At 41.5% G+C, this 16,999-nt stretch carries 14 protein-coding genes; 11 read left to right on the forward strand and 3 right to left on the reverse strand.

The genetic code is table 11. The annotated features are described in order from the left end of the window. The first annotated feature begins 11 nt into the window (after positions 1-11). Both H5203_RS12225 and H5203_RS12230 read left to right on the forward strand, forming a co-directional pair. A complete protein-coding gene (locus H5203_RS12225; protein ID WP_182819811.1) occupies positions 12-1,127 on the forward strand; it encodes an FAD-dependent monooxygenase in 1,116 nt (371 codons plus the stop codon). A 162-nt stretch (positions 1,128-1,289) separates the two neighbouring features. Further along, on the forward strand, positions 1,290-4,211 hold the full coding sequence (locus H5203_RS12230; RefSeq protein ID WP_182819812.1) for a TonB-dependent receptor: 2,922 nt from the start codon (positions 1,290-1,292) through the stop codon (positions 4,209-4,211). On the opposite strand, the gene H5203_RS12235 is transcribed toward H5203_RS12230, so the two are convergent. After that, the gene (locus H5203_RS12235) at positions 4,208-4,564 is read right to left on the reverse strand and encodes a ribbon-helix-helix domain-containing protein (protein WP_145242060.1); all 357 of its coding nucleotides are present in this window, start codon (positions 4,562-4,564) and stop codon (positions 4,208-4,210) included. The two genes, H5203_RS12230 and H5203_RS12235, sit on opposite strands and share 4 nt — an antisense overlap. A 21-nt stretch (positions 4,565-4,585) precedes the next feature. Beyond that, on the reverse strand, positions 4,586-5,143 hold the full coding sequence (locus H5203_RS12240; protein ID WP_145242058.1) for a DJ-1/PfpI family protein: 558 nt from the start codon (positions 5,141-5,143) through the stop codon (positions 4,586-4,588). 578 nt (positions 5,144-5,721) lie between these two features. On the opposite strand from H5203_RS12240, the gene H5203_RS12245 reads away from it, so the two are divergent. From H5203_RS12245 to H5203_RS12265, 5 genes are all read left to right on the forward strand, one after another. Further along, positions 5,722-6,711, forward strand: a complete 990-nt coding sequence (locus H5203_RS12245) for a GGDEF domain-containing protein (protein WP_259397344.1) — start codon at positions 5,722-5,724, stop codon at positions 6,709-6,711. A 17-nt stretch (positions 6,712-6,728) separates the two neighbouring features. Then, positions 6,729-7,445, forward strand: a complete 717-nt coding sequence (locus tag H5203_RS12250; protein WP_145242056.1) for a Sir2 family NAD-dependent protein deacetylase — start codon at positions 6,729-6,731, stop codon at positions 7,443-7,445. A 128-nt stretch (positions 7,446-7,573) separates the two neighbouring features. Next, positions 7,574-8,371: a response regulator gene (locus tag H5203_RS12255; RefSeq protein WP_145242054.1), complete on the forward strand. Its 798-nt coding sequence runs from the start codon at positions 7,574-7,576 to the stop codon at positions 8,369-8,371. Positions 8,372-8,643: 272 nt separating this feature from the next. Beyond that, the gene (locus tag H5203_RS12260; RefSeq protein WP_182819813.1) at positions 8,644-9,060 is read left to right on the forward strand and encodes a hypothetical protein; all 417 of its coding nucleotides are present in this window, start codon (positions 8,644-8,646) and stop codon (positions 9,058-9,060) included. A 134-nt stretch (positions 9,061-9,194) separates the two neighbouring features. Further along, the gene (locus H5203_RS12265) at positions 9,195-9,731 is read left to right on the forward strand and encodes a hypothetical protein (protein ID WP_145242050.1); all 537 of its coding nucleotides are present in this window, start codon (positions 9,195-9,197) and stop codon (positions 9,729-9,731) included. Between the two features lie 136 nt (positions 9,732-9,867). On the opposite strand, the gene H5203_RS12270 is transcribed toward H5203_RS12265, so the two are convergent. Further along, the gene (locus tag H5203_RS12270) at positions 9,868-12,807 is read right to left on the reverse strand and encodes a TonB-dependent receptor (protein WP_145242048.1); all 2,940 of its coding nucleotides are present in this window, start codon (positions 12,805-12,807) and stop codon (positions 9,868-9,870) included. Positions 12,808-13,008: 201 nt separating this feature from the next. On the opposite strand from H5203_RS12270, the gene H5203_RS12275 reads away from it, so the two are divergent. Genes H5203_RS12275 through H5203_RS12290 form a run of 4 tightly spaced genes read left to right on the forward strand, consistent with a single transcriptional unit; the run spans position 13,009 to position 16,968 of the window. Next, a complete protein-coding gene (locus H5203_RS12275; RefSeq protein WP_182733867.1) occupies positions 13,009-14,256 on the forward strand; it encodes an amino acid deaminase in 1,248 nt (415 codons plus the stop codon). A 12-nt stretch (positions 14,257-14,268) separates the two neighbouring features. Continuing rightward, positions 14,269-15,120 carry a MurR/RpiR family transcriptional regulator gene (locus H5203_RS12280; protein WP_145242044.1) on the forward strand — a complete coding sequence of 284 codons (852 nt, stop codon included), beginning with the start codon at positions 14,269-14,271 and terminating at the stop codon, positions 15,118-15,120. Next, positions 15,120-16,592, forward strand: a complete 1,473-nt coding sequence (locus H5203_RS12285) for an amidohydrolase family protein (protein ID WP_259399513.1) — start codon at positions 15,120-15,122, stop codon at positions 16,590-16,592. Before H5203_RS12280 ends, H5203_RS12285 begins: the two co-directional genes overlap by 1 nt. Beyond that, positions 16,585-16,968: a RidA family protein gene (locus H5203_RS12290; RefSeq protein ID WP_145242042.1), complete on the forward strand. Its 384-nt coding sequence runs from the start codon at positions 16,585-16,587 to the stop codon at positions 16,966-16,968. Before H5203_RS12285 ends, H5203_RS12290 begins: the two co-directional genes overlap by 8 nt. Positions 16,969-16,999: the final 31 nt, after the last annotated feature.

Raw genomic sequence — 16,999 nt, forward strand, 5'->3', positions numbered from 1 at the left:
AGGTAAAGAATATGAACAGCAAGCGAATTGCCATTGTGGGTGCGGGCATCGGGGGAATAGCGCTGGCCATTCTTGCAGCACGAAAAGGTTATCAGGTGAGCATATTTGAGCGCGATAGTGAGATTTCTTCTATAGGTGCCGGGGTAACGTTATGGCCGAATGCAATGTTTGTGTTACAGCAAATGGGCTTGGATAAACATATCCAAGCGCTGGGCGGTATGCCTTTGTTTATGCGTCTGTGTGATCAGCATGGCACGGTGCAAAGTGAATTTGATATTGCAAAAGTAAATACACTCAGTGGTTTTTCTAGTATCAGTATATTGCGCCGTGATCTTATGAGTGTGTTGGGCCGCACATTAGCTGATTTAGGAGCAAACATACATTTTAACAGCGCAATAACCGTATCAGAGATTGCTCAACTAAAACAAGATTTTGATTTAGTTGTGGGTGCTGATGGGCGGATGAACTCGGTGGTAAGGCAATTCTTATATGCTGAAAAAATCACTCCTCAGTATCAGGGGTTTATTAATATTATTGCTATTAGCCAGTTAAAACCGGGCACTTTAGATAACGTGATCCATGATTTTCGCGGCCGTGGCGAGCGCTTTGGTATTGTGCCTGTTAAAGCAGACCTTTGTTATTGGGCTGCCGGGTGGAGTGCAAATATTGATAAAGCGCGGCCGCTATCTGCTTGGTATGAAGAAATGCACCAACGCTTTTTAACTTGGCCAGATGCAGTACAGCAGGTGCTTAAGTCTTATGATAAAAACTCACTGAAACGAATATTTGTGCACGATATTGACCGTTTGCCATATTGGCATCAAGGTAACGTACTGATTATGGGAGATGCGGCTCATGCTCCTTTACCTACTTCAGGGCAGGGGGCATGTCAGGCGTTAGAAGATGCTTGGCATCTTGTACGGGTGTTAGAAAAGTATGATGATTTAGAGCACGCCTTAACGGCTTTTTATCAACAACGTATAGATAAAACCTCAGCCTCTCAACTTGTTGGTCGCCAAGTCGCGCAGAAAATTTTCACTACAGCAGCAGATACCAATGAGACACCAGCGCTAGGTATCTCTGCTCAGCAGTTAGTAACGTTATGGATGCAAGGTTTGAGTAATTAACCTATCGAGCTCTGTTATTTAGGTGCGAGCAAGGCTACTTATGAGGTGGTTATTTGTTCGCTTATTCAGTTACTTGTAAGTTGTGGTTAACAATCCATTAAGTCTGGCTGTGTACAATTGCCGCCTTTACAATTGTTAACCAGTAATGGACTCGTACATTCAATGTCAACCTCAACGTGTTACTCGCCTTTAGCAGCATCGCTGCGTTTTTCAGTTATTAGTTTATCGGTTTTTAGTGCTATGAATGCGGCGGCTGCCGAGCAATTAACAGGCACTCAAACAGAAAAAGATATGGAAGTGATTGAGGTGCGAGGTATTCGCTCTAGCATGGCTGAAAACTTAGCGGTGAAGCGTTTATCGAGTTCTGTGGTTGATGCCATTACCGCTGAAGACATTGGTAAGTTCCCTGATAAAAATGTGGCTGATTCATTAGCCCGTGTGCCGGGTGTAGTGATTGAACGTGAAGGCGGTGAAGGATCAACGGTGAGTATTCGTGGTTTATCGTCTGATCTTACTTACACGCAGTTAAATGGTAATTTTATTGCCTCCTCACCAGGGGAGCCATCTCGTTCATTTGATTATGCTTTACTCCCATCAGCGATGATCGCAAGCGTTGAAGTATTCAAATCACCTGAAGCGCGACTAGATGAAGGTGGCGTCGGTGGTACAGTGTTAATGCATAGCCGCAAACCATTGGATATGGATGCTAATTCGGGCGTTTTTAATGTTGAAAGTACTTATGCAGATGTAACGGAAGATTATGAACCTCAGTTTACTGGTTTGTATTCATGGAAAAACGATAGCGATAGCTTTGGTTTTTTACTTGGCTATACCCGTCAAGAACGCACCAACCGTACGCTCTCTGGTGGCACAGATGCCAATGTTTGGCGTTACACAGGTCAGCAAGCCGTTGATATAAATGGTAACGAGGTTGATAACAGTAATGACTGGGGCGTAGTGACTGATGCCAACGGGCAACGTTATGAGAATATGTGGTTTCCGCAGGTGGTGCGCAGCTCTGTTGTGAATGAAAAACGTGAACGTGAAGGCGTGCAGTTTTCGACTCAGTGGCGACCAACTAATCGCATTGAACTAGGTTTTAATTACTTTGGTTTTAGTTTAAAGCAACAACGCAGCGACTCGGTCGTTGATATGCCGGAATGGGCGTTAAATCCTGACTTTTTAACAGGTATTACACTTGATGAAAGTGGCACAATTGTCAATGGCATGGACTATAGTGCCATGGCCAGTGGCGTTGAAAAAGATATGCAATTGCCGTGGTTGCGCGGCAGTTATGTGGATGAAGAGTCAACCTCTGATACTTTTGATTTTAACTTAAGCTACGAAGGCGACAACTTTACAGCACGCTTTGTCGTCGGTAAAACTAAAGCTAAAGGCGGGCCAAAAGAAAGTTGGCAAGCAGCGTATAAAAGCTCAAACGCGGGTGAGGGGCAAAGTAATATTGAGAACGCCTCGCAAAGTGCCGCTTGGTCAATCAGTGATGACCGTATTTCGATGCTGATAGACCCAAATACACTCAATAACTTACTCGCAGGTGTTGGCGGAGGTCGTGATGCAGGATCATCGAACTCAAGTTTTGTACGTAGCACCTTAGAAGAAAAGTACTACCAAGGCGACGTTGATTTTTATGTTGATTGGGGCATATTGACCACCATTCGCACTGGTGCAAAATACCGTGATGCATCACTGCATCGCGAAACGGGCAACAACTTTTTCCTTGATCCGAGTTTTGATATTGCCGCAGGCGAGGCAAGCGCTGGGGGTATCACGCAATTTGATAGCTATCAATGGAATAATGGTATGCCACAGGCACAAGATGTGTTTAATGTGGAAGGTGAAAGCAATATTGCTGGTGGCTTTAATATCAATTTAATGCCAACTATTAATTGGGATAAATATCGCGATTATATTTACAGCAACTACGTGCCGTATACTCGAATTGAAGATAACTTTGTCTATGATATTGCCGAGCAGATCAGTGCGTTTTATTTACAAGGTGATTTTGAATACAGAGATATACGCGGTAATTTTGGTGTGCGCGTTGTACAAACCAAGACTAGCAGTGCTTCAACCGATCTCTATACCTTTTTATTGGATGAAACCGATGACGAAACGGGCGAGCAAATCACCGGTGATGATCGTTTAGTTGAGCAATACCAGTTGATCACCCAGCAAACAACAGACACCCACGTATTGCCGAGTTTAAATATTGCGTGGGATGCCAGTGATGATGTGGTGATCCGTGGTGCGCTTGCTAAAGTGATGTCGCGCCCCGATTACGGCGATTTGGGTAGTCAACAGCGTATTACTTATGTGTCGGACGAATGGGCAGATGATCGCGCCGCTTTTAATGAACAACCCGGATTTAGTGGCAGTGGTGGTAATAAAAATTTAAAAGCGTTTGAGTCAGTACAAGCCGATTTATCTCTTGAGTATTACTACGCGCCAGGTTCTGCATTAGGTGTTGCGTTATTTCATAAACAGGTCGATAACTTTATCGTGCCACTGGTGATTGATTCACAGCGTGAATTTGCAGGGCAAGCAGGTCTTGTTGATGCTGGTACTATTAGCATTTCCCCGTATAGCACCGTAGGTAATGGTACTGATGCGGTATCAAAAGGGGTGGAAGTGTTTATTCAACACGCCTTTGATAGTGGCTTTGGTATTTACGCAAACTACACGTATAACAACACCAATCAGGCCGATGTAACAGTTGCAGGTGAAAAGTTAGCAGAGTCACCATTAATAGGCAGTGCTGACTATCAATATAACACCTCTATTTATTATGAAGGGGATAGTTTTAATATTCGCGCTTCGTACAATAAACGAGGTGAAACGGTGCTTGGTATTAACAGTGGTTTAAATGTCTACCAAGATCCATACCAGCAAGTAGATGTAAATGCAGCATATAACGTTACCGATAACTTAAGCTTTACCGCAGCGGTAATTAACTTAACGCAATCGGAGTCGGTAACACGTTTGGGTAAAGATACCGATGCGCGGCTACTTAATACTAGTTATTCAGGCCGCCGTTATTATGCTGGGATTAATTACAGCTTTTAATTTGAAAAGTACCGGCTTTGCTCACGGTTGAGCACTTGCTGTACATCAACACTCGCCAATGGTTGGCTAAGATCACGACAGATCTCGCCATTGGCGATCAGCGCGAGATAACGTGAGCAACAAACTCTTAAAAAAGAGGTGAAATTGCTCACGTCATGTTTTGCTTGCAGGGATTCGCGATACAGTTTACAAATCATCTGATTAATACTCATGTTATCGCGTGCGGCAATTTCTTCTAAAGTGTGCCAAAAAAACTGCTCTAACCGAATTGAAGTGACGACACCATCAATACGTAAAGACTTCGTTTTATTACTCCATAATTCACTGTGAGCATTTATAAATAATTGGCACATGACCTTTCCCTGTAATTTTAGTTAAAACAAAGCGACAAACTGTTTTAACATAGCCGGATGCGCAGGCCAAGCTGGTGCTGAAACTAAATTACCATCGGTAATTGCACCATCCATTGGTAACTCAACGTACTCGGCACCGGCCATTTTCACTTCTGGTTGGCAAGCTGGGTAAGCAGAGATTTTTTTACCTTTAATAACACCTGCGGCGGTGAGTAATTGCGCGCCATGACACACCGAAGCGATAGGTTTATTGTTATTTGCAAAATACTTAATGATCTCAATTACTTTAGCATTCAAACGTAGATATTCAGGTGCACGTCCTCCTGGTAAGTAAAGCGCATCGTAATCAGCGGCATTAATGTTGGCAAATGTCGCGTTGAGCGCAAAGTTATGACCGCGCTTTTCGCTGTAGGTTTGATCCCCTTCAAAATCATGAATAGAGGTGGCAATCATATCGCCTGCTTTTTTATCTGGGCAGACTGCATCCACATCGTGGCCCATTGCCAGTAATGCCTGAAACGGCACCATATTTTCATAGTCTTCTACAAAGTCACCAGTGATCATTAGTACTTTAGCCATTTGCTGCTCCTTACGATTTGTTAATGTATTTACTGCTTGTCCAGTTAAACATGCTCACAGTAAGTAAGGGTAGTATGGGAATACTACAGCTTTAATTTATCAACTGATCGGTAATATCATGCTGCAATCGCTACGGTAAAAAATCAATAAATGCTCTGACCATATGTTTTTAAGGTTTTCTCGCTAGGCTTATAAAAAACAAAATATAATTATTAAATGATACTTTTGAGGCCGCTTTTATCCTCTGCTTTAGCAATATTTCCAGTCTTACCGAGTCTGTTGCAACTTAGATAAGACTGAAGATTATTGTTAATGAGCAGGCGAATTTTTTATGCAATGAGGTGCAAAAACCTATTTGCTCAGCTTAGTAATACGAAGATGTTATCCGTGTATAAGTTGACTTTTAGTAATTATTTCCTACTTTCACTTTTACAATGATCTTATGTCTAGACTATATTTGAACTGGTAACTGATTAATTATTTTAATTTTAGTGCAATCTTACAATCAGCTTTTGTATGCAAAGATTGCCTTTACTATTGATAAGTGATGCATTGTATTGATGATTAGCTATTCCGATATGGCCGAGCGAAAACTTATTATTAGGTTATTCGCCGCAATAGGTACGGTAACAACGCTTTGTATGGCGATGATAGCTTTGTTTAATAATCAACCTATTTTGGCCTATCCTTTATTAGGCTCATCGGCTTTATTTGCCTCCTCTTTTTTTCTTGGCGATAGAGTTGAGATTTCCTCTTTAATTGTTCTGTATACTTTATATGCTTTAATGATTTATTTAGTACTTACAGGTGGGAGCCATGGCACTGGGCCGATTTGGATTTTTATTGTATCTCCGGTAACTTTTTTTGTGCGTGGTTTTAAACGGGGAATCATTGATTTAATTATTTTTGTAATTTGCGTAACTGGCGCCTTTTATTTATCGAGCTACTTTAAATTTTACAGCGGCTACTCGGTTTATTTTCCAATTCGTATTATTGCTTCTTTTATTATTGTTGCTTTGTTGAGTGGCTTTTATGAATATTTTCGGCAAATGTACAGCCATCGTTTGATTGAACTTGTTCAAAAAAATGAATATTTAGCGACTCGCGACCCTTTAACAAACCTACCCAATCGACGTTATGCTATGGAAGAGCTCGAGCAATTTGAAGCACAGCAGCAAACGGCGAGTATCATTATTGCGGATGTAGATAATTTTAAGGATATTAATGATCAATATGGTCACTCAGTTGGCGATGAAGTGCTAAAACACCTTGCTGAATTATTTGTTGCTCAGTTAAGTGAAAATGATATGGTGGCGCGCTGGGGCGGTGAAGAGTTTTTATTTTTTCTACGTCATAAAAATAAACAACAAGCGACACAATTTGCCAACGATATTCATCATGCTTTATCACAAAATCGTTTAGATATTGGTGTAAACCAGCTGGCTGTTACAGTGAGTATGGGGATCAGTAAATTAACCGCGGATGTGTCTATTGATAAAGCGATGCACAAAGCTGATGAATTGCTTTATCAAGCAAAGGAGCAAGGCAAAAATAAAACGTGTGTTTAGCGCTTATTGGGAACGCTATGAATACATTATATATAACAGGAGCCGGTGTGAGTGCCGCCAGCGGTATTCCTACCTTTCGAGGTGAAGATGGGTTTTGGACTATTGGTAGTAAAAACTATACGCCAATGGAAATGGCTACACGTGCTATGTATGTAAACAACCCGCGTGAGTTTTTAGCTTGGTATTATCATCGCTTTGCCACCTACCGTAACCATGGTCCTAACGAAGTTCATCAATGGTTGAGCGATAAAAACCTGATCACACAAAATATTGACGGGCTAGATGGCAAAGCAGGCAATAAAAACTATATCGCCATTCATGGTCGGCTTGATCAAATGACTTTGTTTCATGAGCAAGGCGATGATGTGAAAGCGCATGCGACACCGTGGAATAATGTAGACGAAAGCCGCTTACATGAGTCACTACTTGAGCTGTTTAACATCGAAAACCAGCAGCCTGTGCTGGATCAATCTTTAAAGCCTTTTGTGTTGTTATTTGATGAATATTACACTGAGCTTTATCGTATTAGCGAAGCACAACAGCGGATGCTTGATGCCGATAAAATCGTTTTTATTGGCACTTCGTTTAGCGTTAATATTACTCAAATGGCGCTAGAAGTGGCACGCAGTTACGATATCCCAATCGAAATTGTTGATCCAGAACCTGCGCATGTTATGCATCGTAATGTTAATTATCATAAAATGACGGCATTAGACTATATTCAACGTAACTAAACGCGAGCTTGATACGCGCTTTATTTAGCAAAAAAAGATCATAAAAAGCATAATCACGATGACTGTATTTTTGATTTTTACAAAAATAACCGTTACTAATTAAACATAGCAATACTGAAGAGATGTAAATGAAAGACTTAACAGCAATAGCCAATTTATCAATATTATTAGTAGAGCCATCAGATGTTCAGCAAAAGCTTATTATAAAGTCACTTACTCAATGCGGTGTTACACAAATAGAAACTGCTACTTCTCAAGCGCAAACGTTAACAATGCTGGAGAATTATCAGCCGGATTTGGTCATTAGCAGCATGTATTTTTCTGACGGTAGCGCTGATTCTTTATTGCAAAAAATCAGAGTAACCCCAGGTATTGAGCATCAAGCTTTTATGTTGGTATCGACAGAGCGTAATAAAACCTATCTTGAACAGTTAAGGCAGTCCGGGGTATTAGCTATTTTACCAAAGCCGTTTAGTGCTGAGGCAATTACGCGAGCGTTAAAGGCAACATTAGATATTATTACTGAAGAAGAAGTTGAATTAGAGCATTTTGATGTAACGCTATTGCGTGTACTTGTGGTTGATGACAGTCGTTTTGCACGCAAGCATATTATTAGGGTCTTGGCTGGAATGGGAATACCGGCGCCTGTAGAAGCCGAAAATGGCAAACAAGCGATTGACCACCTTAATAGTCAATCATTTGATTTAATTGTTACTGATTACAATATGCCAGAAATGGATGGTAAAGAGCTAACGGAGACCGTAAGAAGCTCGAATGCTTACTCGCATATTCCTATTTTGATGGTGAGTTCTGAGGCAAACGACACTCATTTAGCTAATATTGCTCAAGCTGGTGTAGACGCCATATGTGACAAGCCATTTGAACCTGCCACAGTAAGAGAGCTGCTATTTAAAATAATGTCTTAGATATTAATGGCTTAATAGTAATCTAGGCTGCTATTAAGTCTCGTAATTAAGAAAAGTAATTCTGAACACTAAAAAGACATAGTTGTTGTCTTTGCTAATGAAGTCATGTTTAAGCGTCAATATTCATCAAATTACACTGGAAGTTGCAGGCAGTTACGATATCCTTGATATATGTTTGCTCCAGCGTCAGCGCAAATGTGAGTTATAAAGAATGCTGGTATTGCAGTGCTGCCAATAGCTAACTCCAAGTGTATGTAAAGGAATACGTTGATATGCAATACATTGAGTATACTACAATACTTGCCGTGATATTTATCAGTGGTTGCAGTGATATTAAAATAGAGAAGCAGTGCTTTGAGCCCATTCATTATCAAGCAAATAAATTATTTCAAATTAGTGAAATTCGTGTCGAACCTATATGGTTTGGCCATCCTCGAAACGACTACTTAAAAGATCACAACGTAGAGGGTCATCTCAGCCCTTTCGGCGGGTTTGAAAAGATATCAGCCTCTAGTCAGCTTACTCTTACCGGAAATATATATAAGATAACGCCAAATATAGGTGAGCGTTATATTGGCAGAAATTCAGAGTATCTTTTATTTGAAGTCACAGTTGATGCAAAAAAGTATGTGATTTCTGATCAGATCCCTGAGCATATCCTGCTACCTTTACGGTGTTTTTTTAATTAATGCCGTGTCTTTATAGATAATGTTATTTCGTTGGCTGCTAGTGGTGCTTATCTTGTCGCCTACTTGCATAGTTAAAAACATGGAAAGTCGTTGTTCAAAAATTTAATTTAATTTAAATAAGGAAATGTTTAACAATGAAGTATTTTAAAACCCCTGAATTTTTGCATGAAGTGTTTGGCGAAAAACAATCGATTTTAGAGATCACCGGTACTATTTTGTTTGCTTTAGTCGGCAGTTGGGTTATTTATTCGGTTGCGGAGATTAAACTCGATAATTGGCGAGCAATCTTAGCTTTTATATTAATTGCTGACGTATTAGCAGGATGTATTGCTAATTTCACTCTTGGTACCAATGAGTTTTACACAAAGCGTCCTAAAAATAGGCTGATTTTTATTGCCATTCACGTTCATATAATAGTGATTGCGTGGTTACTTTCACAGCCACTAGATACTGCACTGCTTATGTGGGCATATACGATAGTGGCAGCATCTGTTGTTAATGCGTTACATGGTAAATCAATCCAGGGTTTTATTGCTGCAAACTTAATGTGTTATGGCATCTTTTTGTTGATTTACTTATCGCTGCCAACGTGGTTTTTGATGGTGAGTCTATTTTTTATGATCAAAGTTTTATTTAGTTTTGCTGTTGATCACTATCGGCAATCAGCCTAGATGAATCCACTTAGGTATAAAAACCAGTACAGCTTAATTAGCTGTACTGGTTTGCTATTTGGCAAAAAAGCTTATTTAAATAATGCTAAGTCTTTTTATCTCCTGGGCAGAAGTGTGCCAAATGTGTTGTTAAGCGTTAAAAACGGGTACGAATACCAAACGTAATACGACGCTCAAAGATATTTTGGGTGATCACATGATCAGACCACTGTGCGTAAATATCTTCTTTTTCTTCGGTTAGATTGCTCACTGAGGTATAAATGCTCATATCTTCAGCAAATTCATAGCCGGCATACATATCAAAGTACAAAGTGCTATCGGTCCAAAATGGCATTACCCCTTCGCCCATTGGCGAGCTTAAGCTGTCTAAGCGATCACTACGGTAGTTAGCTGCAAGACGTAGTTGTAATGGGCCTTTTTCGTACCAAAGTACAGCATTGGCTGATTTTTCTGAGTTATCTTGAATTGGTAAACTTTTGCCATAAACATCAACGTTAGCGCTGTCACTTGGCGCATAAGTAAAGTTTAGTGATGAGCCTAAGCCATCAAATGGCGCTGGTAAAAAGTCAAATGCTTGCTGATAAACAACTTCAAAACCTTTTATGTCACCACCTTGGCCATTTATTTCAGTGGTTACAGGTACTTCACGGCGAATAATGCCATCAATATCAGGCAAGCCTTGCATGACAATACCGTTTTCAACAAATGACTCTATGTCCATTAAAAAGGCTGAAATACTTAATAAACCGCTGTCATTAAAATACCACTCAGCAGATAGGTTATAGTTAGTTGCGCGCCATGGTTCTAGATCAGGATTACCATTTTGGCGACCTTGTACTGCCACTAATAAGTCAGGGCTTACTCCAAGCTCAGCGGCAAGTACATCTCCGGCTCGGGTACGACCAACACTTATACCACCAGCAAGCTTTCCAATATCGAGCGTGGTCATTGTTTTACCGTAACCTGCACGTAGGATCACATCTTCGGTTAGGTTTAAATTAAAGTTCATTGATGGTAAAAAATCTGAGTAATCTCTGTTTAACCATTTTTCACCGGTTTTCTCACTGGCAGTACACAACGAACAAGGACGCGCAGAGCCTAGTTGATTTTGCAGCATGTCGAGTTCGGTTTTAATATATTGTGCGCCGATATTTGCGGTATAGCTCAAATCACCCAATTCACCAGCAAAGTTTGCTTTAAAGTAAGCTGTTTGAGTTTGTTCTTTTACTTGGTAAGTACGTGACGGATTAGCTAATCGTTTGTTACCCGGGTAAATTGCATTTTGAAATGCCATTGGATCGTCCATTACTTTAGGATCGATTAAGTAAAAACTATGCCCAGCGCCACCTGGCCCTAAACCATTGACTTGGTTGACCCAACCATCGGGCATATCACTAAAGAAGTTGGTTTTCCCTATGGTTAAATCACCACCTGCTACGCTATTTTCACCGTCGCCATTGGTATCACCTAATGATGCGCCGGAATCTTTCCACATCACATCGGCACTAATATTGCCGGTGGTAAATGGTGCAACGAGAATATAGGTTTCGCGCTCTACGTCTCGTTTTGATGCCCGCAGACCAAAATCAAGATTCTGTAGGTGATCTGTCTCAAAGGCATAATGGCCATCAATACGGGCAACATCAAGTGTGGCTTGTTCTTCAAAGTTATTTTCAGAGTAGGTTGAAACGAGATTATATTGGCTTATATCATTACCAAAGCCTTCTGCAAAACCAAGGGTTAAATATTCGCCGCTGCGAGAAAAGCTCACATCAACTTCTTCTGGGCCATAGCCATTGGGGTTAACTGGCGTAATACCATCACCATGATTTTTTAATAAACCATGTTGTGCGCCTGAGGTTAAAAAGCCGTGGGCCACATTTTCAGTATGGCTTCGCTCTGCAGAGCCATGAATATACCTAAATTCACCAGAGAGTGGGCCATCACCTTGGTATTCGAATAAAAAGCTAGCATTGGTTGATTCACGGTCGTTAGTTAAACTTTCAGAGTAGGCGCTAACCCGACGAACTTTTAAGTTAGCATCGTTGACTGTGTATATTTGTCCGCCCCGATCATTATCTAAGCGAGGAATAAAGTTATCAGAATACGCCCAAATAGAACCACGGGCATTATCAACCATCACCCCTTGCTTACGATCGGCGTCATCCATTTTTGTATAAAACAAGTCACCAGTAAAAGTAAGTGTGTCGGCAATTTGATATTGAATGGTAGTGTTTAGGCCAAGGCGATCACGCTCTGTTTCTCGGTCCATCACGCCATAAAAACGTTGGCTGTAAAAGCTGTCGTTAAAATCGCCATCACCGTTAAAATCGCGGTCGGTTTCATTTTGCACTTCTGAAGAGGTTAAAATTGTGCCATTACGGTAATTCGCTAAGGTGCTTTCGTCATAAGCGGCAGTAACAATAATGCCAAATTTGTCATTGTTATATCCGGCAAAGGCTACCAGTTTAGGGTCGGTTTGCTCTGATAAACTACCACGGGTTGCTTCTCCTGTGAGTGAGAAGGTTGTGCCTTGGTCAAGATCAAATGGTCTACGTGTTTTTAAATCTAAAGTACCTGAAATGCCACCGGCCAAGGTGTCGGCTTGAGGTGATTTAAGCACATCAATCCCAGATAGCAGCGCCGCTGGGACATCAGTGAAGTCTGGTTGTAATGTTGTAATTGAACCTGCACTTAAGAATTGTTCGCCATTGAGCAAAGTGGTTACTTGCGGCATACCGCGAACGTTAATGGTTGAGCCCTCACCCGCAGAGCGGCGAATTTGTATGCCAGGGATACGTTGCAGCGTATCGGCAATGGTTACATCAGGCAATTTACCAATATCTTCCGCGGTAATAGAATCCATTACTCCAGTACTAAAGCGTTTGTTGTTAATATCTTGTTTGTTACTGGCGGCAATACCGCGCACTTCAATAGTTTCTATGTCGTCATTTGCTGTCTGTGCTTGGTCTGCGGCAAAAACGCCAAAGCTGGTATAGCCACATACAATAGCGGCGACGGTTTTTGCTATTAGGCTCCTATTTAAAGTGGGTTGGTGACGGTTTTTAATGCTCATGCTGATATACCTCATCCTGTAGATTTAAAAGTTAATTATTATTTCCTGTTAATTTGTAACAGGTGTTGACTACTTGCTTGTTATTAATTAACATCACTTTCAAACAAAATGCAATAACAATTACATTAACATTTGATAATTTTTTGATTTTTAATCCAACGTTGCTATCTAAGGTAATGATTTAAAATAAGAGTTTTATTTATGGAAAAGTTAGCCATGAAACGCGCCGCAAAAATTTATACTATGAATAAAGGCTTAGGCAACAGCGAAACGATCATACAAGGTGATTGCAATGTTGCTAAGCAGCAGGTGAGTCTTCCTTGTGCGTGTATTTATCAAACGCGTTTAGATAATAACATTGCATGGATGGCTGAGTTCGCCAAACAAAGTCAGGTGGAGTTTTCACCGCATGGTAAAACCACCATGGCACCGGATATTTTTAAAAAGCAATTAAATGCAGGTGCTTACGCGATCACCATTGCAACTGTGCAACAAGCAGTGGTAGCAGCACAAGCTGGCGCCAAGCGCATTATCATGGCGAACCAATTAGTTGGTAAAGCCAACATGCAGCAGCTTAGCTATTTATTAAAACAGTATCAGGTTGATTTTTATTGTTTAGTGGATGATGTTAGCAATGTAACAAGCCTTGGCGAGTTCTTTAGTAAGCAAGGCATACAAGTTAAATTATTTATTGAGTTAGGTGTGCCTGGTGGACGTTGTGGTGTAGTTGATGAACAAAAGCTCCAACAATTGGTTGCGCATATAAAGCAGTTTTCTTCATTACAGCTTGCGGGCATTGAAGTGTATGAAGGAGTGTTGAGTACACAAAGTGAAGTGACTGCATTTTTAGCGGATGCGGTAACAACATGTAAAGAGTTGATTGAGCAGCAGGCTTTTGCCACAGAACAAGTAATTATTACCGCAGGTGGCTCAGCGTGGTACGACTTAGTCTGCGATGCTTTTGCACCTAGTAACATGCTCGATAACATGGTGCCTGTGATCCGCCCTGGCTGTTATGTCGCTCATGATCAAGGGATTTATGGCCATGCGCAGCAACAGATTCTAGCGCGTAATCCGTTGGCGTGTAATATTGGTAGCGATTTACAATCATGTTTAGAGGTTTGGGCATATGTACAGTCATTGCCAGAACCGGGACGAGCAATTATTGGTATGGGTAAGCGCGATGTGGCATTTGATGCCGGGCTACCTATTGCGAATTTACATATTGACCAACACGGTGTTGTTACTAAAGCAGGTGCTGATTGGCAAGTTGAAAAAATAATGGATCAGCATGCCATGCTGCGTGTTGATCAAAATAGCCACTTAAAAGTCGGTGATATTATTGCCTTTGGGACTTCACATCCTTGCCTGACATTTGATAAATGGCGTTATATTAATGTTATCGATGATAATTATAACGTTGTTGGTATCTTTGATACGTATTTTTAGGAGAGTAGTTAATTGGATATTGTTTCACGAATTAAAGAGCGTTTAGGCCATTTACGGCAATCAGAGCAACTCGTTGCACAATTAATTTTAGCCGATCTGCAATATGCAGCATCGGCAAGTATAAGTGATTTAGCACAGCGCGCAAAAGTCAGTCACGCATCTATCACTCGGCTAGCAAAAGCGCTGGGCTGCGATAATGTGCGTGATATGAAACTACAGCTTGCACAATCACTGGCAGTAGGAGAGCGCTTTATTAGTGAAAATGCCTCTGTACGTGAAGATATTCCAGCTATATACAAAGCAATACACGATATTCTCGATATTAATGCCGGATTAATTGAACAGTCGCAGATTGAAGAAGCAGCTCGCTGTATTGCTGAAAGCCGTCATACGTTAATTTTTGGCGTTGGTGGGGGTAGCTCTGTAGTTGCACAAGAATGCCATAACCGCTTGTTTCGACTGGATGTACTCAGTAACGCTTACAGTGATCCGGTGATGATGAGAATGACTGCCGCCAGTGTTGATATCAGTGATGTGGTGGTGGTGTTATCGCTTACAGGCTTAGCAAATGACTTAATTGATGCGGCAAATATTGCCAAAGATTATGGCGCTAAAGTGATTGCGGTTTGCCCAGAGAGTGCGCTTGCTGATATCGCAACGATTCACTTACCAATTAAAACTAACGAATCAGATTACATTTTTACGCCCAGTACAGGCCGTTACGCGATGCTTGCTGCAGTAGACATATTGGCAAGTGAAGTGGCTATTTTAACGCAGAAAAAATCTCGCGAAAAACTTCGTCGCATCAAACATGAGTTAGATGAGTATCGTCAAGGACCAGACAGAGCACCACTAGGAGATTAATGATGCGGCACGATATCTCGCAATCAGCAGACACAATCATTTATCAAGCAAAAGTATTTGATGGTTTAGGCAATGCGCCTCAGTACATGGATGTCGCAATTAAAGGTGAACATATTGTCGCACTCGGCGAGTTATCACAGTGGCAGGCAACACACACAATAATGGCCAATGGATTATGCCTAGCCCCGGGGTTTATCGATGTACACACCCATGATGATCTTGAGTTGTTAAGAAACCCAGCGATGGCAGCGAAAATAAGTCAAGGGGTGACAACGGTGATCACCGGTAATTGTGGGATCAGCGCGGCGCCGGCAAAACTAACTGTAGATGCGCCGGATCCAATGAATCTGCTGGGTGAAAAAGCAGAGTTTACTTTTGCACAGATGCGCGATTATATCGATGCATTTAATGTACAAAAAGCCAATGTGAATGTTGCAGCATTGGTAGGGCATACCACATTGCGCAATAACGTGATGGATGACTTATTACGTCCAGCGACGCTTGACGAAATTGCCGCGATGCAATTGCAATTGGATGAAGCCATAACCCAAGGTGCCCTCGGTTTGAGCACTGGGCTTGCCTATCGCAATGCACAGTGTGCACCTGAACAAGAGGTACAGGCATTTGGCGCTATCTTACAAAAGCATGATGCTTTATATACCACCCATTTACGCACCGAGTTTGATGCCGTGCTTGAGGCGATGGATGAAGCGTTTGCTATGGAGCAAAAGTTTGGCATTAAAGTGATTATTTCCCACTTGAAGTGTGCAGGTAAAAATAACTGGGGACGCGCCCCAGAGCTGTTAGCAAAATTTGCAGCACAAGGCGAGCACTCAAAATGTAGTTGCGACGCATACCCGTATGCGGCCAGCTCCAGTACTTTAGATTTGAACCAAGTGACTGACGACTTCGATATTTTTATCACTTGGTCTGATGCCCACCCTGCAATGGCCGAGCAATTACTTGCTGATATTGCTAAACAATGGGACGTCAGTTTGCTGGATGCTGCTGAAAAACTGCAGCCAGCTGGTGCTGTGTACCATGGGTTAAATGAAGACGATGTAAACACTATTTTAGCGTTTGATAAAACCATGATTGGTTCAGATGGTTTACCGTGCGATCCACACCCACACCCTCGGTTATGGGGCTCATTTCCCCGAGTGCTGGGTCATTACAGCCGTGAACAAGGAATTTTTTCATTAGCAACTGCGATTCATAAAATGACAGGCTTAAGCGCGGCTAACTATCGGTTGGCAAATCGTGGAGTGATCAAAGTAGGCAACTTTGCCGATTTGGTGTTATTTGATGCCAATGAGATTATTGATAACGCAACATTTGTTGATCCAGAGCTGGCGGCTTCAGGAATTCATCGTGTCTGGACCAATGGCCAAGCAACCCTTATAGATAAACATATTCTACCTGCATATTCAGGTAAATTTTTAACATCCCTAGGAGCAAGTAAAGATGATTAGACGAATTGGTATTGAAGGCGGTAAAGGTACCGGTGGTCAGCACTTACCGTTTGCACGCGCAGTAGAAGCGGGTGGTTGGCTGATGGTATCTGGACAAACCCCAATGAAAGATGGAGAAGTGGTTGAAGGGGGGATTATTGAGCAATCAACACTGGCGATTGAAAATTGCCTCGAGATTATGAAAGAGGCCGGTTATGAGCTCAAAGATGTGGTGCATGTTACTGTTATTTTAACTGATTCTCGTTACTTTCAGTCGTTTAATAAAGTGTTTAAAGAGTATTTTGGCGCTAATCCACCGGCACGTATTTGTGCGGTCGCGGATTTAGTCGTCGATTGTAAAGTTGAGGTGGATGTTACCTGTTATAAGGCGCCTTAAGATTTTGTCAGTAGCTGAATGACAGCGCTGA

The organism is Pseudoalteromonas sp. SG41-1 (assembly GCF_014164575.1).
In the GTDB taxonomy this organism is placed as follows: domain Bacteria; phylum Pseudomonadota; class Gammaproteobacteria; order Enterobacterales; family Alteromonadaceae; genus Pseudoalteromonas; species Pseudoalteromonas rhizosphaerae.

Bases quoted from the DNA above. Each gene is read 5' to 3' on its own strand.
- H5203_RS12225 (WP_182819811.1), top strand. From the start codon at position 12: ATGAACAGCAAGCGAATTGCCATTGTGGGTGCGGGCATCGGGGGAATA.
- H5203_RS12230 (WP_182819812.1), top strand. From the start codon at position 1,290: ATGTCAACCTCAACGTGTTACTCGCCTTTAGCAGCATCGCTGCGTTTT.
- H5203_RS12235 (WP_145242060.1), bottom strand. From the start codon at position 4,564: ATGTGCCAATTATTTATAAATGCTCACAGTGAATTATGGAGTAATAAA.
- H5203_RS12240 (WP_145242058.1), bottom strand. From the start codon at position 5,143: ATGGCTAAAGTACTAATGATCACTGGTGACTTTGTAGAAGACTATGAA.
- H5203_RS12245 (WP_259397344.1), top strand. From the start codon at position 5,722: ATGGCCGAGCGAAAACTTATTATTAGGTTATTCGCCGCAATAGGTACG.
- H5203_RS12250 (WP_145242056.1), top strand. From the start codon at position 6,729: ATGAATACATTATATATAACAGGAGCCGGTGTGAGTGCCGCCAGCGGT.
- H5203_RS12255 (WP_145242054.1), top strand. From the start codon at position 7,574: ATGAAAGACTTAACAGCAATAGCCAATTTATCAATATTATTAGTAGAG.
- H5203_RS12260 (WP_182819813.1), top strand. From the start codon at position 8,644: ATGCAATACATTGAGTATACTACAATACTTGCCGTGATATTTATCAGT.
- H5203_RS12265 (WP_145242050.1), top strand. From the start codon at position 9,195: ATGAAGTATTTTAAAACCCCTGAATTTTTGCATGAAGTGTTTGGCGAA.
- H5203_RS12270 (WP_145242048.1), bottom strand. From the start codon at position 12,807: ATGAGCATTAAAAACCGTCACCAACCCACTTTAAATAGGAGCCTAATA.
- H5203_RS12275 (WP_182733867.1), top strand. From the start codon at position 13,009: ATGGAAAAGTTAGCCATGAAACGCGCCGCAAAAATTTATACTATGAAT.
- H5203_RS12285 (WP_259399513.1), top strand. From the start codon at position 15,120: ATGATGCGGCACGATATCTCGCAATCAGCAGACACAATCATTTATCAA.
- H5203_RS12290 (WP_145242042.1), top strand. From the start codon at position 16,585: ATGATTAGACGAATTGGTATTGAAGGCGGTAAAGGTACCGGTGGTCAG.